At 61.9% G+C, this 23,014-nt stretch carries 18 protein-coding genes and 1 riboswitch; of the genes, 4 read left to right on the forward strand and 14 right to left on the reverse strand.

All coding sequences use genetic code 11. The features are described from left to right. The 4 genes from rsmA to lptD all read right to left on the reverse strand — a co-directional run bounded on the left by rsmA (nt 1) and on the right by lptD (nt 5,518). On the reverse strand, nt 1–819 hold the full coding sequence (gene rsmA, locus GUC32_RS03275) for a 16S rRNA (adenine(1518)-N(6)/adenine(1519)-N(6))-dimethyltransferase RsmA (protein ID WP_025301542.1): 819 nt from the start codon (nt 817–819) through the stop codon (nt 1–3). After that, nucleotides 812–1,804 carry a 4-hydroxythreonine-4-phosphate dehydrogenase PdxA gene (pdxA, locus tag GUC32_RS03280; protein WP_049205446.1) on the reverse strand — a complete coding sequence of 331 codons (993 nt, stop codon included), beginning with the start codon at nt 1,802–1,804 and terminating at the stop codon, nt 812–814. The genes rsmA and pdxA overlap by 8 nt, the downstream gene beginning before the upstream one ends. Beyond that, entirely contained in the window at nt 1,791–3,092 is a 1,302-nt protein-coding gene (gene surA, locus GUC32_RS03285; RefSeq protein ID WP_048232625.1) for a peptidylprolyl isomerase SurA, read from the reverse strand. Before surA ends, pdxA begins: the two co-directional genes overlap by 14 nt. Nucleotides 3,093–3,157: 65 nt before the next feature. Then, entirely contained in the window at nt 3,158–5,518 is a 2,361-nt protein-coding gene (lptD, locus tag GUC32_RS03290) for an LPS assembly protein LptD (RefSeq protein ID WP_043135981.1), read from the reverse strand. Between the two features lie 228 nt (nt 5,519–5,746). Between lptD and djlA the strand changes: the two genes are divergently transcribed. Continuing rightward, nucleotides 5,747–6,568, forward strand: coding sequence for a co-chaperone DjlA (djlA, locus tag GUC32_RS03295; RefSeq protein ID WP_025301546.1), 822 nt, complete (start codon nt 5,747–5,749; stop codon nt 6,566–6,568). A gap of 45 nt (nt 6,569–6,613) precedes the next feature. On the opposite strand, the gene rluA is transcribed toward djlA, so the two are convergent. From rluA to GUC32_RS03310, 3 genes are all read right to left on the reverse strand, one after another. Beyond that, nucleotides 6,614–7,264 carry a bifunctional tRNA pseudouridine(32) synthase/23S rRNA pseudouridine(746) synthase RluA gene (gene rluA, locus GUC32_RS03300; protein WP_043135978.1) on the reverse strand — a complete coding sequence of 217 codons (651 nt, stop codon included), beginning with the start codon at nt 7,262–7,264 and terminating at the stop codon, nt 6,614–6,616. Between the two features lie 57 nt (nt 7,265–7,321). Beyond that, complete coding sequence (gene rapA / locus GUC32_RS03305; protein ID WP_151428293.1) at nt 7,322–10,228, reverse strand: RNA polymerase-associated protein RapA; 2,907 nt, start codon at nt 10,226–10,228, stop codon at nt 7,322–7,324. A gap of 247 nt (nt 10,229–10,475) precedes the next feature. Continuing rightward, complete coding sequence (locus GUC32_RS03310) at nt 10,476–12,842, reverse strand: DNA polymerase II (RefSeq protein WP_369435553.1); 2,367 nt, start codon at nt 12,840–12,842, stop codon at nt 10,476–10,478. 214 nt (nt 12,843–13,056) lie between these two features. Here GUC32_RS03310 and GUC32_RS03315 point away from each other — a divergent pair, with 214 nt between their 5' ends. Next, nucleotides 13,057–13,827 carry a DedA family protein gene (locus GUC32_RS03315; protein WP_060448171.1) on the forward strand — a complete coding sequence of 257 codons (771 nt, stop codon included), beginning with the start codon at nt 13,057–13,059 and terminating at the stop codon, nt 13,825–13,827. A gap of 26 nt (nt 13,828–13,853) precedes the next feature. Here the strand turns inward: GUC32_RS03315 and ilvN are convergent, their stop codons facing one another. From ilvN to sgrR, 7 genes are all read right to left on the reverse strand, one after another. After that, nucleotides 13,854–14,147 (reverse strand): acetolactate synthase small subunit, encoded by a 294-nt coding sequence (gene ilvN / locus GUC32_RS03320; RefSeq protein ID WP_016929110.1) that lies wholly within the window; start codon nt 14,145–14,147, stop codon nt 13,854–13,856. A 3-nt stretch (nt 14,148–14,150) separates the two neighbouring features. Beyond that, on the reverse strand, nt 14,151–15,845 hold the full coding sequence (gene ilvB / locus GUC32_RS03325) for an acetolactate synthase large subunit (protein WP_197837242.1): 1,695 nt from the start codon (nt 15,843–15,845) through the stop codon (nt 14,151–14,153). Nucleotides 15,846–15,956: 111 nt separating this feature from the next. Then, nucleotides 15,957–16,055 carry an ilvB operon leader peptide IvbL gene (ivbL, locus tag GUC32_RS03330; RefSeq protein WP_099785722.1) on the reverse strand — a complete coding sequence of 33 codons (99 nt, stop codon included), beginning with the start codon at nt 16,053–16,055 and terminating at the stop codon, nt 15,957–15,959. A 103-nt stretch (nt 16,056–16,158) separates the two neighbouring features. Further along, complete coding sequence (thiQ, locus tag GUC32_RS03335; protein WP_025301552.1) at nt 16,159–16,863, reverse strand: thiamine ABC transporter ATP-binding protein ThiQ; 705 nt, start codon at nt 16,861–16,863, stop codon at nt 16,159–16,161. Further along, nucleotides 16,850–18,457: a thiamine/thiamine pyrophosphate ABC transporter permease ThiP gene (gene thiP / locus GUC32_RS03340; RefSeq protein ID WP_197837241.1), complete on the reverse strand. Its 1,608-nt coding sequence runs from the start codon at nt 18,455–18,457 to the stop codon at nt 16,850–16,852. Before thiP ends, thiQ begins: the two co-directional genes overlap by 14 nt. Beyond that, the gene (gene thiB / locus GUC32_RS03345) at nt 18,433–19,419 is read right to left on the reverse strand and encodes a thiamine ABC transporter substrate binding subunit (protein WP_089180559.1); all 987 of its coding nucleotides are present in this window, start codon (nt 19,417–19,419) and stop codon (nt 18,433–18,435) included. Before thiB ends, thiP begins: the two co-directional genes overlap by 25 nt. Before the next feature lie 57 nt (nt 19,420–19,476). Beyond that, nucleotides 19,477–19,596, reverse strand: a riboswitch (TPP riboswitch). 37 nt (nt 19,597–19,633) lie between these two features. Then, on the reverse strand, nt 19,634–21,295 hold the full coding sequence (gene sgrR, locus GUC32_RS03350; RefSeq protein WP_043135953.1) for an HTH-type transcriptional regulator SgrR: 1,662 nt from the start codon (nt 21,293–21,295) through the stop codon (nt 19,634–19,636). A 90-nt stretch (nt 21,296–21,385) separates the two neighbouring features. Here sgrR and sgrT point away from each other — a divergent pair, with 90 nt between their 5' ends. Then, a complete protein-coding gene (gene sgrT, locus GUC32_RS03355; RefSeq protein WP_071826098.1) occupies nt 21,386–21,559 on the forward strand; it encodes a glucose uptake inhibitor SgrT in 174 nt (57 codons plus the stop codon). 154 nt (nt 21,560–21,713) lie between these two features. Next, nucleotides 21,714–22,910: a sugar efflux transporter gene (locus GUC32_RS03360; RefSeq protein ID WP_060448169.1), complete on the forward strand. Its 1,197-nt coding sequence runs from the start codon at nt 21,714–21,716 to the stop codon at nt 22,908–22,910. Nucleotides 22,911–23,014: the final 104 nt, after the last annotated feature.

Genomic DNA, 23,014 nt, shown 5'->3' on the forward strand with positions numbered 1-23,014 from the left:
TTATTGCTGCGGCGCCGGATTGGCTGACAGCCAGTTCGCCAGCTTGCAGTACTGCGCCACAGAAATATTTTCTGCTCTGAGCGAAGGATCGACGCCCAGCTCCGTCAGCTGCTCCGGCGTGAACAGGTCGCCCAGGCTATTGCGGATGGTTTTCCGCCGCTGGTTGAATGCCTGCGTGGTGATGCGGCTCAGCATGCGCACGTCGCCCACCGGGTTCGGCAGCTCGGTGTGCGGCACCAGACGCACCACGGCGGAATCGACCTTCGGCGGCGGCGCGAACGCGGTCGGCGGCACTTCCAGCACCGGAATGACGTTGCAGTAGTACTGCGCCATCACGGTCAAACGCCCGTAGGCCTTGCTGTTCGGACCGGCCACCAGACGGTTGACCACCTCTTTTTGCAACATAAAGTGCATGTCGCGGATTGCCTGAGTATAGCTGAAAAGGTGGAACATCAGCGGCGTCGAAATATTGTACGGCAGGTTACCAAATACGCGCAGCGGTTGGCCAGCTTCCTCGGCCAGTTCGGCGAAATTCACCGTCATGGCGTCCTGCTGGTGGATGGTCAGCTTGTCTTTCAGCCGCGGGTGGTTCTCCAGCCGGGTGGCCAGATCGCGGTCCAGTTCGATCACCGTCATGCGGTCCATGCGCGCGCCGACCGGCTCGGTCAAGGCGCCGAGGCCGGGGCCGATCTCGACCACCGCTTCGCCCGGCTGCGGGTGAATGGCGGAGACAATGCTATCGATGACAAACTGATCGGTTAAAAAGTTTTGTCCAAAGCGTTTGCGGGCAAAGTGCCCTTGGTGGACTCTGTTATTCATTACAATTAATTATCATTTTAATGGCGAGATTCAGGGCCGTTTGGAAACTGCCGACATCGGCGGTGCCGGTGCCGGCCAGTTCCAGAGCGGTACCGTGGTCGACCGAGGTGCGTATGAAAGGCAAACCGAGGGTGATATTCACCGCGCGGCCGAACCCTTGGTATTTTAGCACCGGCAGCCCCTGATCGTGATACATCGCCAGCACCGCATCGGCATCTTGCAGATATTTGGGCTGGAACAGGGTGTCCGCCGGCAGCGGGCCGACAAGATGGATGCCGTCAGCGCGCAGCGCGTCGAGCGCCGGGATGATGGTGTCTATCTCTTCGCGCCCCATATGGCCGCCTTCCCCGGCGTGGGGATTCAGACCGCAGACGTAAATGTGCGGCTGGGCGATGCCAAATTTGGTTTTCAGATCGTGGTCGAGGATGCGAATGACTTCGAACAGGCTCTGCTGCGTGATGGCGCCCGGCACCGCCAGCAGCGGCAGATGGGTGGTCGCCAGCGCCACGCGCAGCTCTTCGGTCGCGAGCATCATCACCACGCGATCGCAGCGGCTGCGATCGGCAAAGAATTCGGTATGGCCGATAAACGGCACGCCGGCGTCGTTGATCACGCCCTTGTTCACCGGGCCGGTGATCAGCGCCGCGAACTCGCCGTTCAGGCAGCCGTCGCAGGCGCGCGCCAGGGTTTCCACCACGTAGGCGCTGTTGCCGACGTTCAACTCACCGGCGGTCACCGGGTGAGCGAGCGGGACCGGCAGCACGGTCAGCGTGCCGGCGCGTTGCGCTTCGGCCGGTTGCTGCGGCTGGTAGTCGCGCAGCGTCAGCGGCAGGCCCATACGCTTGGCGCGTTCAAGCAGCAGGGCCGGATCGGCGCACACCACCAGCTCAACAGGCCAATCCTGTTGCGCCAGCGCTGCCACCAAATCCGGCCCAACCCCGGCAGGTTCGCCGGGGGTAATGACGACGCGTTTATTGCTGTGCATCGCTGCCATCGAGGATCTTCACGTAAGCCTGGGCGCGCTGTTCCTGCATCCAGGTCTGCGCTTCTTCGGCGAACTTACGGTTGAACAGCATACGGTAAGCGCGATCTTTCTGCGCAGCGTCGGTCTTATCCACCTGGCGGGTATCCAGCAGCTGGATCAGGTGCCAACCGAAGGAGGAGTGGACCGGCGCGCTGATTTCACCCTTGCTCAGTTTCAGCAACGCATCGCGGAAGGCCGGATCGTAGATGTCCGGGGAAGCCCAGCCCAGATCGCCGCCCTGCATCGCAGAACCCGGATCTTGCGACAGCTGTTTGGCTTCGTCGGCAAACTTGGCGCGGCCGCTCTTGATCGCTTCCGCCACGGATTGCAGTTTGGCGCGAGCCTGGTCGTCGGTCAGCACCACCGAAGGTTTCAGCAGGATGTGACGGGCGTGCACTTCGGTGACCGACACCGACTGGCTGGCGCCGCGAATGTCGTTCACTTTCAGGATGTGGAAGCCGACGCCGGAACGGATTGGGCCGACGACGTCGCCTTTCTTGGCGCTCACCAGACGTTCCGCGAACAGGGTCGGGATTTCTTGCAGTTTGCCCCAGCCCATGTTGCCGCCTTTCAGCGCCTGAGAGTCGGCGGAGTAGGTGATCGCCAGCTTGCCGAAGTCGGCGCCGCTGTTGATCTCACCCACCAGACGTTTGGCCAGCTCTTCGGCTTTGTCGACCTGCTGCTGCGACGGGTTCTCCGGCAGCGGGATCAGGATGTGGCTGATGTTCATTTCGGTGTCGCTGCCGTTCTGCGCGCCCACCTGTTTCGCCAGCGAGTCCACTTCCTGCGGCAGGATGGTGACGCGGCGGCGTACTTCGTTGTTACGCACTTCGGAGATCAGCATCTCTTTACGGATCTGCGAACGGTAGGTGTTGTAGTTCAACCCTTCGTACGACAGGCGGCTGCGCAGCTGATCGACGCTCATCTTGTTTTGCGCGGCGATGTTGGCGATCGCCTTGTCCAGATCGGCGTCGGACACGGTGATGCCCATTTTCTTGGCCATCTGCAGCTGGATGTTATCCATGATCAGGCGTTCGATGATCTGATGACGCAGCGTCTTGTCGTCCGGCAGCTGTTGGCCGGCCTGCTGGGCGTTGAGCTTCACGGACTGCAACAGACCGTTGACGTCGCTTTCGAGTACCACGCCGTTATCCACGACGGCGGCGACTTTATCCACTTCTTGGGGTGCTGCGAACGCGGCATTGGCGCAAACCACCAATCCGAGAATAAGCGTTCTCCAGTTCTTCATACATTTCCCATTATGTAATCCGCAAATGCGGGTGAAAGTTCTCGTTTTCAAAGTGTTGCAAAGCGTCAGAATGCGCGCTGATACGGCAGAATGCCGGAGCGCAGCATTTCTGCGGAGCCGAGACTATGATCGCTGCTCAGGCCGCGCAGTTCGACGTTGAACGAAACTCTGTTGTCGTAAACGCTGGTATTGTTGCTGTTGTTCCAGTCGGTGATCTTGCGCTCATAGCCCAGCGTCACCGCCCAGCAGCAGGTGTTGTACTTCAGCCCCACCAACTGATCGGCGGATTGTTTGGCGCGGGTGTCGTAGTAGTACGCCCCGACCACCGCCCAACGATCGGCGATCGGCCAACTGCCGGTGATGCCCACCTGCGAGATGCCGTCCTGGAAGGCCGGAACCGTTTTGGTGTTCAACGCCGTCTGGATATATTCCGGCGTGGCGTAACGGTAGTTCAACTGCACCACGCGCTCGGCGTCCTGGCGGTATTCCACCACGCCGTTGCCCAGCGAGACGCTGTTCAGGCGGGTGTCGTACTGCAGGCCGCCGCGCAGGCCCCAACGATCGTCGATTTTCCAATAGGTATCGCCGGCCCAGGCTACGCTGCCGGTATCGTCGTTGTTGTCGTAACCGGTCATCTGGTCACCGGTACGCGAACGGCTGAAGTAGTAGATTTGACCCACGGAAGCGTTAAAACGTTCAACCAGGGCGTCATCATAAATGCGGGTGGTCAAACCGGTAGAGACGCGGTTCTGCGAAGCGATGCGATCCAAGCCGCTGTAGGTGCGATCGCGGAACAGGCCGGAGTAGTCGGTCTGCAGCAGCGTGGTGTCGTAGGTGTAGATGTTGCTCTGGTCGCGGTACGGCACATACAGGTACTGCACGCGCGGCTCCAGCGTCTGGGTAGCGCCCTCGGCCCAGATCATCGGCCTCTCGAACACCAGCTTGCCGTCGACTTTGAACTGCGGCAGTACGCGGTTGACCGAATCATCGAGCTCCGGCGCGGCAGCGTTTTTGCGGCTCTGGTAGTTGGCAGCGAAACCGTCAGGAATATCCTGCTGGTAGTGGGTCGCCATCACCTTGGCTTCGGTGTTCAGGCTGGCCCAGCCGTTAGTGAGCGGCAGACTCAGCGTCGGCTCCATGTGCAGACGGGTGGCGTCAGGGCTATATGGGTTGACGCTGGTGAACTTGGCCGCCTGGCCGTAAATATGGAAGTCGAACGGGCCGAGGTCGTTCTTGTAGTAGTTCAGGTCCAGCTGCGGCTGAACTTTATACGAGTCCGACTGTGAACGATCGGTGTCGTCGTAGATCTGGAATTGTTTGGAGCTCAGCGTGGCGTTCCAGTTTTCGTTGGCGTAGCCGAGGCTGAATTTCTGCGTGGCGTAGCCGTCGGTGGTGGAACCGTATTTGGAGTCCAGATCGGTGAAGTATTTGGAATCGCTGACCTTGGTGTAGTCGACGTTGAAGCGCCATACCTGATCCATGACGCCGTTATGGTTCCAGTAGAACAGCCAGCGTTTGTTGTCGTCATGATCTTTGCCGTATTCCTTGTCGTCCGGCAGCCAGTCGAACTCCATCAGGCCGAGGCCCGGCTGCACCAGATAACGGAACTCGGTCTGCCACTGCAGGCCGCGCTTGGACATATAGTGCGGTGTGATGGTGGCGTCGTAGTTCGGCGCGATGTTCCAATAGTACGGCAACATGAACTCGAAGCCATTGTTGCTGCCGTACTTGGCGTTCGGGATCAGGAAGCCGGAACGGCGCTTGTCGCCGACCGGCAATTGCAGGTACGGGCTGTAGAACACCGGCACGCCGCCGATGCGGAAGCGGGCGTTCCAGATTTCCGCCACCTGCTCTTCGCGATCGTGGATCACTTCGGAACCGACCACGCTCCAGCTGTCGTCGCCCGGCAGGCAGGAGGTAAAGGTGCCGTTTTCCAGGATGGTGTAACGGTTGGCGCCGCGCATTTTCATCTTGTCGGCGTCGCCGCGACCCTGACGTCCGACCATCTGGTAGTCGCCTTCATAGACGTCGGTATCTTTGGTATTCAGGTTCGACCAGGCCTTCGGGCCTTTCAGTTTGATCTGATTGTCGCTGTAGTGCACGTCGCCGGTAGCGGTGACGGTGCGCACCGGATCCGTCTGGCCGGGGTTTTCCGTCTGGTTCAGCTCAACTTCTTTGGCGGTCAGGGTGCTGTTACCCTGCTCGATATGCACGTTGCCGCTGAACAGGGCGCTTTTCGGGTAGTCGGCGCGCGAGTCATCGGCATTGATGGTCACCGGCTGGCTGTTCGGATCGCCGCTGACCAAAGGCTTGTCGTAAACGGGAACGCCAAGCATGCATTGCTCGGCCAGATCAGCCAGCGCATGCTGACTGTAGAGTGCCGTCCAAATCATCGTGGCCAGCAGTGTTGGGAAACTTTTTTTCATACGCGGTTTTGGTGTTCCGTCATCAGAGGCGTCGTGTCCGGCAAACGGTCAGAGACTATATTACTCATCTGCGTTGCGCTAGTGCTAAATCCAGCCGTTTACTTGCGTCGTCGTTAGGCGCAAAGATAAATGACAGGTATGATAATCCAAATTCTAGGAAAAATCGCCTGCGCCCTTTCCTGAAACGGAGGAGAGCGGGCGGCTTTCGGCATGATAATTGAGGAGTATATGCAGTATTGGGGAAAACTGCTCGGCGTCATCGTCGCCATCTGGTCTGGCGCGGGATTCTGGGGTGTAGTTCTGGGGCTGATTATCGGTCATATGATCGATACGGCGCGCAGCAACAAGCGCAGTCGGGGCTTTTTCACCGACCAGCAAACGCGGCAAACGCTGTTTTTCCGCACCACTTTTCAGGTGATGGGCCACCTGACCAAATCCAAAGGACGCGTCACCGAGGCGGATATTCAGATCGCCAGCCTGTTTATGGATCGCCTTCAGCTGCACGGCGAAGCGCGCACCGCGGCGCAGCAGGCGTTCCGCGAGGGCAAACAGAGCCAGTTCCCGCTGCGTGAGACGCTGCAGCAGTTCCGCAGTATCTGTTTCGGCCGCTTCGATCTGATTCGGATGTTTCTGGAAATTCAGATACAGGCGGCGTTCGCCGACGGCTCGCTGCACCCGAACGAACGTCAGGTGCTGTATGTCATCGCCGAAGAGCTGGGCATTTCGCGCGCGCAGTTCGATCAGTTCCTCAGCATGATGGAGGGCGGGCGTCAGTTCGGCGGCGGTCAGCAGGGCGGGTATTCGCAGGGCGGCTATCAGCAGGCTCAGCGCGGCCCGACGCTCGACGATGCGTGCAAGGTGCTTGGCGTGCGCAGCAGCGACGATGCCGCCACCATCAAACGCGCCTACCGCAAGCTGATGAGCGAACACCATCCGGATAAGCTGGTGGCGAAAGGCTTGCCGCCGGAGATGATGGAAATGGCCAAGCAGAAAGCGCAGGAGATCCAGGCGGCGTACGACCTGATCAAACGCGAGAAAGGTTTTAAATAAGCGATGAAAGCGGGCCCGGCATGCCGGGCCCGTTTAACATGGGGTTCAGAAATCCGGCTCGGCGCGAAAGTGCATCGGCGTCTGGAAGGCGGGGTGGGTGATGCGCAACTCCTGCGCGTGCAGCTGCAGCCGCGGCGCCATCGCTTTGGCTTCCGGCGGGGCGTAGAAACCGTCGCCGAGGATCGGGTGTCCCAGCGCCAGCATGTGCACCCGCAGCTGGTGCGAGCGGCCGGTGATCGGCGTCAGCTTCACGCGGGTGCTGCCGTCGGCGTCGCGCGACAGCACCCGATATTCCGTCTGCGCCGCTTTGCCGGTGTCAAAACACACTTTTTGCAGCGGCCGGTTCGGCCAGTCGCAGATCAGCGGCAAATCCACTAACCCTTCATCATGCGCCATATGTCCCCAAACGCGGGCGATATAGGATTTCTTCGGTTCGCGTTCGCGAAATTGACGCTTCAGCTCACGCTCGGCGGCCTTGTTGAGCGCCACCACGATCACCCCGCTGGTGGCCATATCCAGCCGGTGCACCGATTCGGCGGCCGGATGATCGGCCTGAATGCGGGTCATCAGACTGTCTTTGTTTTCCGGGGCGCGGCCGGGTACCGACAGCAAGCCGCTGGGCTTGTTGACCACCATGATGTGTTCATCCTGATACAGGATGTGCAGCGGGTCCTGCGGGGGATTGTAGGGTTCCATCTTGGCTCCGCGAAAAGGGCCGAACGGGGAGACGGTGGCCTCCCCGCATCGCGCCGGTTATTGGTGGGTGACCACCACCAGTCGAATGGCGTCGAGACGCCAGCCGGCTTCATTGAGGTTGGCCAGCACCTGACGGCGGTTGAACTCCAGCGTCTCGACTTCGTCGTCGCGGATGTTCGGGTTGACCGCCTTCAGCGCTTCCAGACGCGCCAGCTCGGCGCTCAGCTTGTCGTCCGCCTCTTGCTTCGCCTGTTCGATAAGCTGGCGCGCCTGCGCTTCCACCAGGCTTTCCGCCTGCTGCAGCATGGCGTGCACGTCTTGTTGCACGGCATTGACCAGCTTGCTGGAGGTGTGGCGGTTGACCGCGTTCAACTGACGGTTGAAGCTTTCGAACTCGACCTGCGCCGCCAGGTTGGTGCCCTTGCGATCCATCAGCATGCGGATCGGCGTCGGTGGCAGGAAGCGGGTCAGCTGCAGGTGTTTCGGCGCCTGGGCCTCCACCACATAGACCAGTTCAACCAGCAGGGTGCCAACCGGCAGCGCTTTGTTTTTCAACAGGGACACCGCGCAGCTGCCGGTATCGCCGGACAGGATCAGATCCAGGCCATTGCGGATGATCGGGTGCTCCCAGCTGACGAACTGCGCGTCTTCGCGCGACAGCGCCTGATCGCGGTCGAAGGTCACGGTGCAGCCGTCCTGCGGCAGGCCCGGGAAGTCCGGCACCAGCATATGGTCGGACGGCGTCAGCACGATCAGGCTGTCGCTGCGGTCTTCCTGATTGATGCCGACAATGTCGAACAGGTTGAGCGCGAAGCCTACCAGGTTGACGTCGTTATCCTGCTCGGCGATGGCGGCGGCCAGCGCCTGGGCTTTGTCGCCGCCGTTGGAGTGCATCTCCAGCAGCCGGTCGCGGCCCTGTTCCAACTGCGCTTTCAACTGATCGTGCTGCTGGCGGCAGGCGTGGATGAATTCGTCGAAGCCTTCTTGTTCAGTCGGCGCGGCCAGATAGCCGATCAACTGCTCGTAGCAGCTGTCGTAGATGGTGCGGCCGGTTGGGCAGGTGTGTTCGAAGGCGTCCAGCCCCTCGTGGAACCAACGGCCCAGCACCGCCTGCGCGGTGTGCTCCAGGTAAGGCACCATGATCTGGATATCGTGCATTTGGCCGATACGGTCCAGACGGCCGATACGCTGTTCCAGCAGATCCGGGTTGAACGGCAGATCGAACATCACCAGCTGGCTGGCGAACTGGAAGTTGCGGCCTTCGGAGCCGATCTCGGAACACAGCAGCACCTGCGCGCCCTCCTCTTCGGAGGCGAAGTAGGCGGCGGCGCGGTCGCGCTCGATGATCGACAGCCCTTCGTGGAACACCGCGGCGCGGATCGCTTCACGTTCGCGCAGCACCTGCTCCAGCTGCAGCGCGGTGTCGGCTTTGGCGCAGATCACCAGCACTTTTTCGTTACGGTTGGCCAGCAGGTAGTCCAGCAACCACTCGACGCGCGGGTCGAAGTTCCACCAGGTGGCGTTTTCGCCTTCGAATTCCTGGTAGATCTGCTCCGGGTACAGCATGTCGCGCGCGCGTGCTTCGACGGACTTCTTGGCACCCATGATGCCGGAGACTTTGATCGCGGTCTGATACTGGGTCGGCAATGGCAGCTTGATCTGGTGCAGGTTGCGGTGCGGGAAGCCCTTCACGCCGTTACGGGTGTTGCGGAACAGCACGCGGCTGGTGCCGTGGCGATCCATCAGCATGGAAACCAGCTCCTGGCGCGCCTGCTCGGCGTTGTCGCCTTCGCTGTTGGCCGCTTTGAGCAGCGGTTCGATGTCCTGTTCGTCGATCAGCTCGCCCAGCAGGTTCAGCTTGTCGTCGGCCAGGCGTTCACCGCTCAGCAGCAGGGTGACGGCGTCGGCCACCGGACGGTATTTTTGCTGCTCGGCAACGAACTCGCCGTAGTCGTGGAAACGGTTCGGATCGAGCAGGCGCAGGCGCGCAAAGTGGCTCTGTTGGCCCAGCTGTTCCGGGGTGGCGGTCAGCAGCAGCACGCCGGGGATATGCTCGGCCAGCTGTTCGATCACCTGATATTCGCGGCTCGGCGCTTCTTCACTCCAGGCCAGGTGGTGCGCTTCATCGACCACCAGCAGATCCCACTGGGCGTCCGCCAGCTCTTCCAGGCGCTGCTTGTTGCGGCGCACGAAGTCCAGCGAGCAGATCACCAGCTGTTCGGTCTCGAACGGGTTGCTGCTGTCGAGCTTGGCTTCGGCGTAGCGGCTGTCGTCGAACAGCGAGAAGTAGAGGTTGAAACGGCGCATCATCTCCACCAGCCACTGGTGCTGCAGCGTTTCCGGCACCACGATCAGCACGCGCTCGGCGCGGCCCGCCAGCAGTTGCTGGTGGATGATCATGCCGGCTTCGATGGTTTTGCCGAGGCCGACTTCGTCCGCCAACAGAACGCGCGGCGCATGGCGCTGGCCGACTTCATGAGCGATGTGCAGCTGGTGCGGGATCAGGCTGGCGCGCATGCCGCGCAGGCCGGCGAACGGCAGGCGATACTGCTCGCTCTGGTATTTGCGGGCGCGAAAACGCAGCGCGAAACGGTCCATGCGGTCGATTTGGCCGGCGAACAGGCGATCCTGCGGTTTGCTGAAGGTCAGTTTGCTGTCCAGCAGCACTTCGCGCATCGCCACGCCGCTTTCCTGGGTGTCCAGGCGGGTGCCGATATAGGTCAACAGACCGTTTTCCTCTTTCACCTCTTCCACCTGCAACTGCCATCCCTCGTGGCTGCTGACGGTATCGCCCGGGTTGAACATCACGCGGGTGATCGGCGAATCGTTTCTGGCATAGAGGCGGTTTTCACCGGTGGCGGGGAAAAGCAGGGTAACCATGCGCGCGTCCAGCGCCACGACGGTGCCCAGTCCTAATTCGCTTTCCGTATCGCTGATCCAGCGTTGACCAAGAGTAAAAGGCATATATTGTCGGCTCGATTCTTTGTAAGTAAGTCTTGTTACCGGGCGGGAAGGGCCGCGGCACCTGTACTGAACATCGGTTAATCCCGGTTTGTTTTAAATTTGACGGGCAATAGCCGTTCACGCCATGCAGACGTCGCGAGACGGCAGGGCTAAGCGTGGTTCAGTTTTGGGAAGGGCGCTATGGTAATGGAAGGCGGCGCGTTCGTCACCTGCAAAACCGGATGATTTTTCTTAACCTGGCGCAATCTCAAAACAGCCCCATCTGCCCGGTGACCAGCGTAGTGAAATCGTCGTGCAAGAAAGGGAGTATAGCGTCTGCCACCGGTTGCAGCTGGCGTTCGAGGTAATGCTGATAGTCGATGGGCGAATGACGGGTTTCCAGCGGTTCCGGCCCGGCGACGGTCATCACGTAGCTGATCCAGCCGCCGTTTTGATACTGCAGCGGCCGCCCCTGGCTGCGGTTGTAGTCGTCGGCGATGCGCGCGGCGCGGGCGTGCGGCGGCACGTTGCGCTGATAGTCGTCGAGCTTTCTGCGCAGCCGTTTGCGGTACACCAATTGATCGTCGAAGTCGCCGTTCAGGGTTTTGCCGACGTAGTCGCGCACATAGTCCTGGTAGGGTTGCCGTTTGAAGATGCGCTGATAGAGCTGCTGCTGGAACTGCTGCGCCAGCGGCGTCCAGTCGGTGCGCACCGTTTCCAGGCCTTTGTACACCATTTCTTCCTGGCCGTCGGCACGCGCGATCAGGCCGGCGTAGCGTTTCTTGCTGCCCTGCTCGGCGCCGCGAATGGTCGGCATCAGGAAGCGGGAATAGTGGGTTTCGAACTCCAGCTCCAGCGCGTTCTCCAGCCCGAACTGCTGCTGCAGATGCTGTTGCCACCAGGCGTTGACCCGTTGCACCAGCGCCCGGCCGATCTGCGCGGCCTGCTGCTCGTCATGCGGCTGTTTCAGCCAGACGAAGGTGGAGTCGGTGTCGCCGTAAATCACCTGATAGCCTTCGGCTTCGATCAGCTCACGGGTTTGGCGCATGATCTCGTGGCCGCGCAGGGTGATCGACGACGCCAGCCGCGGATCGAAGAAGCGGCAGCCGCTCGATCCCAGCACGCCGTACAGCGCGTTCATGATGATCTTCAACGCCTGCGACAGGGGCTTGTTGTGTTGGCGCTTGGCGGCCTCGCGCCCCTGCCAGATCTGTTCGACGATCGCCGGCAGGCAGTGTTTGTTGCGCGAGAAGCGGGCGTTGCGAAAGCCGGGCACCGAATCGGCGTCGCTGGGGTGGCGCATGCCTTCCACCAATCCGACCGGATCGATCAGGAAGGTGCGGATGATCGACGGGTACAGGCTTTTATAGTCCAGTACCAGCACCGAATCGTACAGGCCGGGCTGGGAGTCCATCACAAAGCCGCCGGGGCTGTGCTCCTCCGGCTGTTCGCCGAGGTTGGGGGCAACAAAGCCCAGGCGATGCATGCGCGGCATATAGAGGTGGCTGAAGGCCGCCACCGATCCGCCGCTGCGATCGGCCGCCAACCCGGTGACGGTGGCGCGCTCCAGCAGGAAGTTGAGCAGATCGGCCTTGGCGAAGATGCGCGTCACCAGCTCGCAGTCCTTCAGGTTGTAGCGGGCCAGCGCCGGCTTGTCTTCGGCGAAGCGTCGGTCGATCTCCGCCATGCGCTGATAAGGGTTGTCGATAGCCTTGCCTTCGCCCAGCAGTTCCTGCGAAACGTATTCCAGGCTGAAGGAGGGAAAATTCCAGGTGGCGGATTTCAGCGCCTCGATGCCGTCGATGATCAGGCGGCCGGCGGCGGCGGCGAAAAAGTGATTCTGCTTGAAGCCATGCTCGCGCCATTCCAGCAGGTTGCCGCCGCGCCCTAGCCGCAGCGGGATTTGGTAGCGCTCGGCGTGCTTTTGCAGCACCCGCAGATCGAACTGCACCAGGTTCCAGCCGATGATGGCGTCGGGATCGTGACGCTCCAGCCACGCGTTTAGCCGTTCCAGCAGTTGAGGGCGGCTGGCGCAGTATTCCAGATCGAAATCCAGCGGCTCATCGCCGCCGTTGGCCGGCCCCAGCATGTAGACCTGCCGCTGGCCACAGCCTTCCAGCGCGATGGAGTAAAGCTCGCCGTGGGCGGTGGTTTCGATATCCAGCGACACCAGCCTGAGCGTCGGGCGGTAGTCCGGTGCCGGCTTCATCTGGCCGCTGAGCAACGGCCCATCGCCGTTGCCCTGGCCGTTGAACCACACCGGCGCGGTAATGAAGCGTTCCATCAGGTAGCGCTCGGGCGGGCGAATGTCGGCCTCGTAGACCGCAACGCCGCCTTCCCGCAGCAGCTTTTCCAGCTTGATGAGCTGACGGTGCTGGCGGCAGTACAGCCCCAGCATCGGGCGGTGATGAAAATCCGTCAGTGCCAGCGGTTTCAGTTCCACCTGCCGCTCTTCACGCAGCAGCAGTTCCGCGCGCTGCCTTTGTTCGGCGGGGATAAACGCCACCGAGGTCTGCGGCGGCAAGCGCAGTTGGCGCGGGCCTGCGTCGGTCGCCAGCCAAAATTCGACCTCGGTGCCGGCGGGCGTGTCGCGCCAGTGGCGAGTGAGCAGGAACCCCTGTTGCAGTGCTGTCATAACCCCTTCGTTTTCCACCGGGCGGCGTGCGCGACGTTCAGCGTGATGTCGGTTTTGGCGCTAATATAGATATATTATAGTATGGGTTTTTATACAGTGATTGTCCATCGCCGCGCGCGTTGCCAAATACGCATACAATTCATCGATTGACTCGCCAGCGGCGGCGCTGGAAAATCCTCCGCCCCGTTTGGCCCGAATAATCCGCAGAGGTGTAATGGAAGCCTATTTACAAGATTTGATCACCCAGTCACTGGCTTTCACCCTGATGGTCGTTCTGCTGGTCGCTTTTCTCGAGTCGCTAGCGCTGGTGGGGCTGCTGCTGCCCGGCACGGTGATGATGGCCAGCATCGGTGCGCTGATCGGCAGCGGCAAGGTGGATTTTTACTACGCCTGGGCGGCGGGCATCGTCGGCTGCCTGCTCGGCGACTGGATCTCCTATTTCGTCGGCCGCGCTTTTAAGGGGCCCTTGCACCGCTGGTCGTTCCTGAAAAAGAACAAAGCATTGCTCGACAAAACCGAACATGCCTTGCACCAGCATAGCATGGCGACCATTTTGATCGGCCGCTTCGTTGGCCCGACGCGCCCGCTGGTGCCGATGGTGGCCGGCATGCTCGATTTGCCGCCGTACAAGTTCGCGTTGCCGAACATCATTGGTTGCCTGACCTGGCCGCCGGTCTATTTCTTCCCCGGCATCCTGGCGGGCGTGGCGATCGACATTCCCGCCGGCGCCAACAGCGCGATGTTCAAGTGGTTGCTGCTCGCTGCGGCGCTTACCCTCTGGCTGGCGGTGTGGCTGAGCTGGCGCTGGTGGCGTGAGGGCAAGCGCAACGCCGATCGGCTGAGCCGTTGGCTGACGCCGCTGCGGCTGCGCGTGGTGTGCGGATTGAGTTGGCTGGCGGCGTTGGCGGTCGGCTATCTGCTGAGCCAACAGCCGCTGATGCCGGTGTACCGGCACCTGCTGTGGAAAGTGCTGGCCGGGCAATGATTGCGGGGGCGTAAGCCCCCTTCGTATCACTGGAAGAAGGCTTCCAGCTGTTCAAATACCCGCACGTCTTCGCTGTGGCGCTTCACCTGCAGCACGTCTTCCAGCTTTTCTACCTGGCTTATCATTTGCTCCAGCCGCTGATCGTCGGCGACCAATAGCCAAATGCGGCTCTGCTGGCCGTCCTTCAGCGGCAGACACAGAATGCCTTCGACGTTGAACGCGCGGCGGGCGAACAACCCACAAACGTGCGACATGACGCCGGGATGGTTGCGCACGGCCAGCTCCAGGATCACCTGGGGTTTATCTTGTGGTTGCAGCATGGCTTATTCTCCAATCATGTCGATGTTGGCGGCGCCCGGCGGCACCATCGGGAATACTTTTTCGTTGATATCGATCAGCGCATGGATCAGGCAAGGGCCTGGGCGCTGGATCGCCTCCGCCAGCGCCGCCTGCGGATCTTCCGCAGCATTCAGATCGCAGGTATCCAGCCCGAATCCGGCGGCGATTTTCAGGAAGTCGGTACGCTTCGGATAGGCGGCGGCGAAGATGCGCTGCTGGTAGAATAGGGTTTGCTGCTGGTGCACCAGCCCCAATGCCTGGTTGTTCATCAAAATGATTTTCACGTCCAAATCGTGCTCGACCGCGGTGGCCATTTCCTGAATGTTCATCATCAGGCTGCCGTCGCCGGAGAAGCACAGTACTTTGCGCTCGGGCTCTGCCAACGCCGCGCCGATCGCCGCCGGCAGACCGAAGCCCATGGTGCCCAGGCCGCCCGACGTCAGCCACTGGCGCGGCCGGCTCAGCGGATAGGCCTGCGCTACCCACATCTGATGCTGGCCCACGTCGGTGGTGATGATGGCGCTGTCGTCCACGCAGCGCGCGGCGGCCAGCACCAGGCCGTAATGGCTCAGCGGATCGTCGGCGTTCGGCATGTTGAACGGGAATTCGCGTTTCAGGTCGTTGACGGTGTTCAGCCATGCGCTGCGTGGCTGCGTGTCGATCTGCGGCAGCAGCTGTTCCAGCACCTGGCCGACGTCGGCATGGATTGCCACGTTGGCCTGTTTGACCTTGCCCAGCTCGGCGCGGTCGATATCCACGTGAATGATGGCGGCGTTAGGGCAGAACTGCTCGGTTTTGCCGATTGCCCGATCGTCGAAGCGTGCGCCCAGCACGATCAGCAGATCGGCCTCCTGCAGAATGAAGTTGGTGCTGCGCGCCGCGTGCATGCCCAGCATGCCCAGCGACAGTGGGTGTTCCACCGGCATCGCGCCCAGCGCCATCAGCGTCATGGTGGTAGGCAGACCGGCGCGCTCGGCCAGTTCCACCGCCTGGCGGTGAGCGTCGGCGCAGATGATGCCGCCGCCCAGGTAGAGGATCGGGCGTTTCGCCTGGTTGATCATCGTGGCGGCCTGAGAAACCAGCGCCGGATCGAAGCTCGGAGCGGCGTCCGGCACGGCGATCGGCGGCAGTTCTTCCAGGGTAATGGTGGCGGTTTGCACGTCTTTCGGCACATCGATCCAGACCGGGCCGGGGCGGCCGGACTCGGCGATGCGGAACGCGTCGCCAATCACCTGCGGCAGTTCGCAGATATCGCGCACCAGATGGTTGTGCTTGGTGATCGGGATGGAAATGCCGTAGGTATCCACTTCCTGGAAGGCGTCAGTGCCGATCATCGAGGAGGGCACCTGACCGGTGATGCACACCAGCGGAATGGAGTCGAGCTTGGCGTCGGCGATAGCGGTGACCAGGTTGGTGGCGCCCGGCCCGCTGGAGGCGATGCACACCGCCGCCTTGCCGTTGGCGCGCGCCATGCCTTGCGCCATAAAGCCCGCGCCCTGTTCGTGGCGCGCCAGCACGTGGTGAATGCGGGTGCTTTGGCTCAGCGCGTCATACAGCGGCAGCGCCGCACCGCCGGGGATGCCGGCGACGGTGGTGATGCCCTGACGCTCCAGCAAATGAACGATCAATTGTGCGCCGGTGAAGCGGGTACTCGATTGAGGCGTGCCCGAAGTTGCCATGTTCCTGTCCTTTCTCAAGGCCGGTGAGCTTTGCTGGGCAGGGTGCTAAAACAAGAAACCCCGCCCGGTTTGCGCCGGCGGGGTTTGGGAATCGATGCGTTGATTCGGACCCTACGGCGCATTGCCGACGACCACCACCACACGCACGACGACCACCGCGGCTGGTAGCGCGGTAACTAGTAGGGTCGAAGTCAGCGAGGATGCGATCACAGGGAACCTTATCATCAGTAAAAAAAGTCAGGTTTTTATAAAAACACAGGCGCAAAATTCGCACAACAGGTTTATTGGCGCAGCATAAAAAACGCGCGTCAGATCACGCTTTACCCGAAATGCCCAGCACGCGCGCTTCCGGTGCGCTGCCGTCCAGCAGGGCCTGCGTCGGGCCGTCGTAGTAGATGCGGCCGTCGACCACCAGCAGCGTGCGCGGTGCGATGCGTGCGGCGTCGTCGAGATTGTGCGACACCATCAGCAGCGTCAGATTACGCTGTTCGCACACCGTCTGCAGCAGCTGCAACATCTCGTTGCGCAGCGCCGGATCGAGCGCCGAGAAGGGCTCGTCGAGCAGCAGGATCGGCCGTTGGCGAATCAAACAGCGCGCCAGCGCGGCGCGCTGACGCTGGCCGCCGGAAAGCTGCGACGGCAGGCGCTCCAGGTGCTCCTCCAGGCCGACCTGACGGGCGATATGCGCCCGCTGTTGGCGCTGTTGTTCAGTCAGGCGCAGGCCGGGATCCAATCCCAGCCCGATGTTCTGCGCCACCGTCAGGTGCGCGAACAGGTTGTTCTCCTGAAACAGCATCGACACCGGCCGCTTGGCCGGCGGCGTGGCGGTATGATCTTCGCCGTTCAGCAGCAGCCGGCCGCTGGCCGCCGGCAGAAAACCGGCGATCAGGCTCAGCAGGGTACTTTTACCGGCGCCGCTGGGGCCGAGCACCGCGACGCGCTCGCCCGGCTGGATGCGCAGATCAAAGCGCATCGGCAGGTGTTCATACAGGTAGGTCAGTTTTTCAAGCGTCAGCATGGCGCCCCGGTAAGCGTTCGATCAGGGTAAACAGCAGGAAGCACAACAGCAGCAACAGCAGCGCGGTCACCGCCCCGTCGTTGCTGCGGTAGGCGCCAATCTGCTGATACAGGTAAAAAGGCAGGGTACGGAAATGCTCATTGCCAAACAAGGCGACCACGCCGAAATCGCCGATCGACAGCACGCAGGCGAAGGCCAGCGCCTGCGCCAGCGGGCGGCGCAGGGCGCGTAGTTCGATCAGCCGCAGCCGCTGCCAACCGCGGATATCCAGCGACAGGCACAGCGGGTTGTAACGTTCGGCGAGGTCGCGCATCGGGTTCTCCAACACCTTCAGCGCATAGGGCACCGCCATCAGCGCATTGGTGAGGATCACCAGCGCATAGGGCGACTGCGGCAGCCCGATCGTATCGCTCAGCAGCAGGAAGAAGCCAGTGGCCAGCACGATGCCCGGCATCGCCAGGATCACCATGCCGCTCAGCTCCAGCGCCTGGCCGCCGCGCAGTTGCTGTCGCAGCTTCAGCTCGCGGCTGCTCCACAGCAGCATCATCGTGAGCGCCACGCACAATAGCCCGGCGCCGAGGGCGATGCGCAGCGACGTGAACAGCGCCTGCCACAGCACCGGCTGGCGCAGCACGCTGACGACGGCCTGATTGGCGCCGTCGGCGATCACCGCCAGCAGGGGCGGCAGCAGCAGCAGCAGCGCGGCGGCGATCAGCAGAAAATCGCTGATGCGCCGCCACCGGCTGTCTTCCGGGTTGCGCCAGCACTGGGCGTGGGTATGGCCCACCGGCAGCACCTGGCTCAGGCGCTGGCTGATCAACACCAGCCCCAGACAACAGCTTAACTGGATCAGCGCCAGCATGGCGGCGCGGCCCAGATCGTAGTCGTAACTCAGCGCCTGGTAGATCGCCAGTTCGATGGTGGTGGCCTGCGGTCCGCCGCCCAGCGACAGCACGGTGGCGAAGCTGGCGAAACACAGCATGAAGATCAACGCGCCGCTCGGCAGGATCTGGCGGCGCAGCGCCGGCCATTCGACGAAGCGGAACTGCTGCCAGCCGCTCATACCCAGTTGGGCGGCCAGTTGGCGTTGCTCCACCGGAATGTTCTCCAGCGCCTGCAGCAACAGGCGGGCGGCCAGTGGCAGGTTAAAGAACAGGTGCGCCAGCAGAATGCCCTGCAGCCCGTAGGGCGAGAAGCCATATTCGACGCCCAGCCAGCCGCACAGCGTCGCCAGCCAGCCCTGGCGCCCATAGACGCTGAGCAGGCCGAACACCGCCACCAGCACCGGCAGCACCAGCGTCATGGCGCACAGCCGCAGCAACAGCTGCCGGCCGGGGAAACGGCGGCGATAGAGCGCACGCGCCAGCAGAACGGCGGGCAGCACCGAAATCAGCGCTGACAGCAGCGCCTGCCAGAAGGTGAAGCGCACCACGTGCCACAAGTAGCTGTCCTGCCACAGGCCGCGCCAGTCGCTGTCCGGCGCATGGCGCCACAGCGAACCCATCGCCAGTGCTGCGACCAGCAGGATCACGCCGGCGGCCAGCAGCCCCGGCCAGAGCCAGCGGGGGATCAGCGGCTGACGGCGGTTTGCCATGCCCGGATCCAGCCGCCGCGTTGTGTGGCCACCTCTTCGGCGCTGTATTGCAGCGCGGTCTGCGGCACGTTCATCTGCTCAAAGCCGACGGGCAGCGGGGTGTTGATCACCGGATACATCCAGTTGCCGGTCGGGATGGTGTTCTGGAACGCCGGCGTCACCATGAACCGCATGAAACGCTCGGCCAGCTCAGGCTGTTTGGCGGCCTTCAGCTTGCCCGCCACTTCCACCTGCAGGTAGTGGCCTTCGCTGAACGTGGCGGCGGCGTAAAGGTCTTTTTTCTCTGCGATCAGGTGATAGGCGGGAGACGTGGTGTAGCTGAGCACCAGATCGCCTTCGCCTTTCAGGAACAGGCCATAGGCCTCGCTCCAACCTTTGGTGACGGTGACGGTCTTCTTCGCCAATTGCTGCCAGGCGGCCGGCGCCTTGTCGCCATACACTTTTTGCATCCACAGCAGCAGGCCGAGGCCCGGCGTGCTGGTGCGCGGATCTTCGTAAATCACCTTCCAGTCGCGATCGCTGCTGATCAGCTCCTGTAGGCTTTTCGGTGGATTCTTTAGTTTTTCTTTGTTGTAGACGAAGGCGAAGTACCCGTAGTCGTAAGGCACGAAGGTCGTATCCTGCCAGCCGCCCGGCACCGTCAGTTTGGCGGTGTCGACGCCGCTCGGCGCGAACAGGCCGGTTTGCTGCGCCGCCTGCAACAGGTTGTTGTCCAGCCCCAGCACCACGTCGGCGGCGCTGTTCTTGCCTTCCATGCGCAGGCGGTTGAGCAGTGAGACGCCGTCTTCCAGCGCCACGAACTTCAGCTCACAGTCGCACTCGGCTTCGAAGGCTTTTTTTACCGCCGGGCCAGGGCCCCAGTCGGCGGCAAAGGAATCGTAGGTGTAAACCGTCAGCGTCGGCTTGGCGAACACCGGCGCGGCGCACAGCAGCAATAAGCAGGGCAGATATTTTTTGACCACGTTGCACTCCTGAAAAATAAGGGGGCAAGGGTATCTGAGGGGGCGAGGCGGCGTCGCCGGTTCGCTGGGCTCAAATCCCTCCGCCGGTATTGACCGGATCAGGTTCGACGGGTGTGCTCTCAGCGGAAAATCGGGCTTATGCACACGGCCCGACTCACCGCACCCCGTTGAGACGGCGCTATTGTAAAGATTAACCGACCCGGGCGAAAGGCGCTTATGCCTCCGGCGGGGCAAACCAGGCTGACTTGAAGTCGAACCAGCCGAGGGTGTTCATTCGCACGCCGCGCATGCTGCGCTGGCCGTGCAGCTGCAGCCAGTGGTGGAACAGCGGATGTAGCTGGTGGTTGCTGACTAGCCGCTGGCAAAACTCCGCCAGCGGCAAGCGGTTGGCGCGCCATAACTCCGCGTCCTGCGCCAGATCCTCGTTCATGCAGTGCTGCATCAGCGGCAGTTCGTACAGCGTGGCGAACAGCGAAAACTCCAGCGGCAGATAGAAGTTGGCGCTGCCGAGCCACAGATCGCTGCGCGCGTCGCCCTGGTGCCAGGTGGCGTAATCCACGCTTTGTACGATCAGGCGGATGCCGTGCTGCGCCAACAGCGGTTCGATCGCCTGGCGAATGGCGTGAAACTCCGAATGCTCATTGAAGTGGGTCATCGTCAGTTCAGTCAGCCCCGCCGGTTTGGGTTGCTGCGCCAGCGTGCGGTTGTGGTGCCAGCGCGGCAGCAGGCCGTATGCCGGCGACCAATAGCGCTGGTAGAGCGGCCCGGCGTGGCTCAGCAATGAAATGGGGTTGATCAATTCGCACAGCCAGCTGCGAATGGCGGGGTCGGCGGCCAGCGGGGAACGCTGATCGAACAGCAAGAAATAACAGCCCTCTTCCAGTCGGCTTTCCAGTTCGTTTTTGCCGGTTTCATCGCCCTGCAGCTGCACGCCGGAGTGCACCAGCTCTTCGGAGAACTCCGGCAGCACCCAGATGTTCACCTCGTCGATCAGCGCCCGGTAGCCGAAATAGTCGTCGAAGGCGTGGATCTTCATCTGGCTGGGAAGATTGCGCACCACGCGGTAGGGGCCGGTGCCGACCGGATGGCGGGCAAAGTCCGGCAGTTCGCGCCATTCGCGCGGCAGGATCATGGCCTGCACGCTGCCCAGCAGCCAGGGTAGCCAGTGGTCGGGGCTGCGCAGATGCACGTCGATAACGAACGGCGTCGGCGAGGTGACGCTTTCGATATGTGAGAACAGCGGTTGCGAGGTCAGACGCGAGAGGGAAGTGATGACGTCTGCCATCTCCAGCTCGCGACCGTGATGAAAATGGATCGCCGGGCGCAGGTAAAACCGCCAGTGCAAGGGCGTCAGCGCCTGCCAATGGTGGGACAGATCGGACTCCAGTTCCCCGTTTTCCTCATTTATGCGCGTCAGGCCGTTGAAGATCTGGCGCGCCAAATGGGTTTCCGAACGCCGCAGCGCCGAGCCGGGCAGCAGGTTGTACAACTGCCGGTAGTAGAGCACCCGCAGGATGTGTTTACCCTGGCGGAAGCTGCGCCCCAGCTGCGACAGCAGCATTTGGCGCACCACGTTTTTGTCGCCCACCAGCTGCACCAACTGATCGATGCGATCCTGTTCCAACAGCTCCTCGGCCCGCTGTTGCTGCAGCGCCAGGCCGGTGTAGTGGAAGGTTAACCGTGAACGCTTGCCGCGCCCCGACTCCGCCTGCCAGGTGAGCCAGCCTTCCCGCTGCATGGCGCTCAGCAGGGAGCGCACGTGGCGCCGCGAGCAGCTGAGCACCTCCGCCAGATCCTGCAGGGTGGTGTCGGTGGTTTCACCGTGGCAGCGCTGCCACAGGCGGATGAACTGTTGCTGCAATCTGGACGTGGACATAAAAGAGGAACGCTCCCGCCTCAACTCGTCAATTTTTCTTTCCCTATATTACGCCGATAATTTTCATCAATGAAAGGGGAGGGCGTAATCATGAAAGCTTTCTTATCCAAACAGTTCTATCAGCGCTATTTCAGCGCGGTGCGCCGTCAACGCGCCGACTGGCTGAGCGTGGTGCCCGAACAGGCGCGGCTGGCGATGCTGGCACACCTGACGCAATGGGACATCAAAGAGATGACCGATAAGCAATATCGCGAGCACCTGTAGGGGCTGCGGCAACAAGTTTCTGAGTAATGGTGCTGTTTCACCAGCCAGTGGGGCAACCCACTGGTTTTTTTATGCATGGACATGGCGATGCGCTTGCATTTTTCTTGCCGTGGCCTAAGGTTCTTTCTTCTGCTTTGAGGTCAGGGAAGACGATATGCAACGCCTGAGCCGGTTGTCACTGCGCATTAACCCCATCTTTGCCGCATTCCTACTGATCGCTTTTCTCTCCGGCATCGCCGGCGCATTGCTGACGCCGACGCTCAGCCTGTTTCTGACCACCGAAGTTAAGGTGCGGCCGCTGTGGGTCGGGCTGTTTTACACCGCCAACGCGGTGGCCGGCATCGTCGTCAGCTTCCTGCTGGCCAAACGTTCCGACACTCGCGGCGATCGCCGCAGACTGATCCTGCTGTGCTGCCTGATGGCGGTCGGTAACTGCCTGTTGTTCGCCTTTAACCGCGACTACCTGACGCTGATCACCGCCGGGGTGCTGATGTCCGCCGTTGCCAACACCGCCATGCCGCAGATCTTCGCGCTGGCGCGGGAATATGCCGATAGCGAGGCGCGTGAAGTGGTGATGTTCAGCTCGGTGATGCGCGCCCAGCTTTCGCTGGCGTGGGTGATCGGCCCGCCGCTGTCGTTTGCGTTGGCGCTGAACTACGGATTCACCGTGATGTTCCTGATTGCCGCCGTCACCTTCGCGGTTTGCGTGCTGCTGGTGGGGTTTATGCTGCCTTCGGTGCCGCGCGCGGCGGAAAATGAGGGGCTGCAGGGTGGGGTGTCTGCGCCGATCGCGCCCGCCAGTGCCTGGCGCAATCGCGACGTGCGGCTGCTGTTCATCGCCTCAATGCTGATGTGGACCTGCAACACCTTGTATATCATCGATATGCCGCTGTATATCACCGCCGATCTCGGCCTGCCGGAAGGGTTGGCCGGGGTGTTGATGGGCACCGCCGCCGGGCTGGAGATCCCGGCGATGCTGCTGGCCGGTTACTACGTCAAACGTTTCGGCAAGCGCAACATGATGCTGCTGGCGGTGGTGGCAGGCGTGCTGTTTTACCTCGGGCTGACGGTACTGGAGAGCAAGCCGGCCCTGATCGCGCTGCAGCTGCTCAACGCGGTGTTTATCGGTATCGTCGCCGGTATCGGCATGCTCTATTTTCAGGATTTGATGCCGGGCCGACCGGGCGCCGCCACCACGCTGTTCACCAACAGCATCTCGACCGGGGTGATCCTGGCCGGGGTGCTGCAGGGCGCGCTGGTGGAGAACCTCGGTCATGGCTCGGTGTATTGGATGGCGGCGCTGTTGGCGCTGGCGGCGCTCGGGATGAGCGCCAAAGTGCGTGAAGTGTGAGGTTAAACGACGGCATTCTTGATGCAAGTCATTGAGAAGGCTGAAGCGGACGCCCAAGCTGAAGGCATATGGAGCGCGATCGTTGCGCCCACGCCCGTCTCGCT

The organism is Serratia sp. NGAS9, from assembly GCF_009905295.1.
Lineage (GTDB): Bacteria > Pseudomonadota > Gammaproteobacteria > Enterobacterales > Enterobacteriaceae > Serratia > Serratia bockelmannii.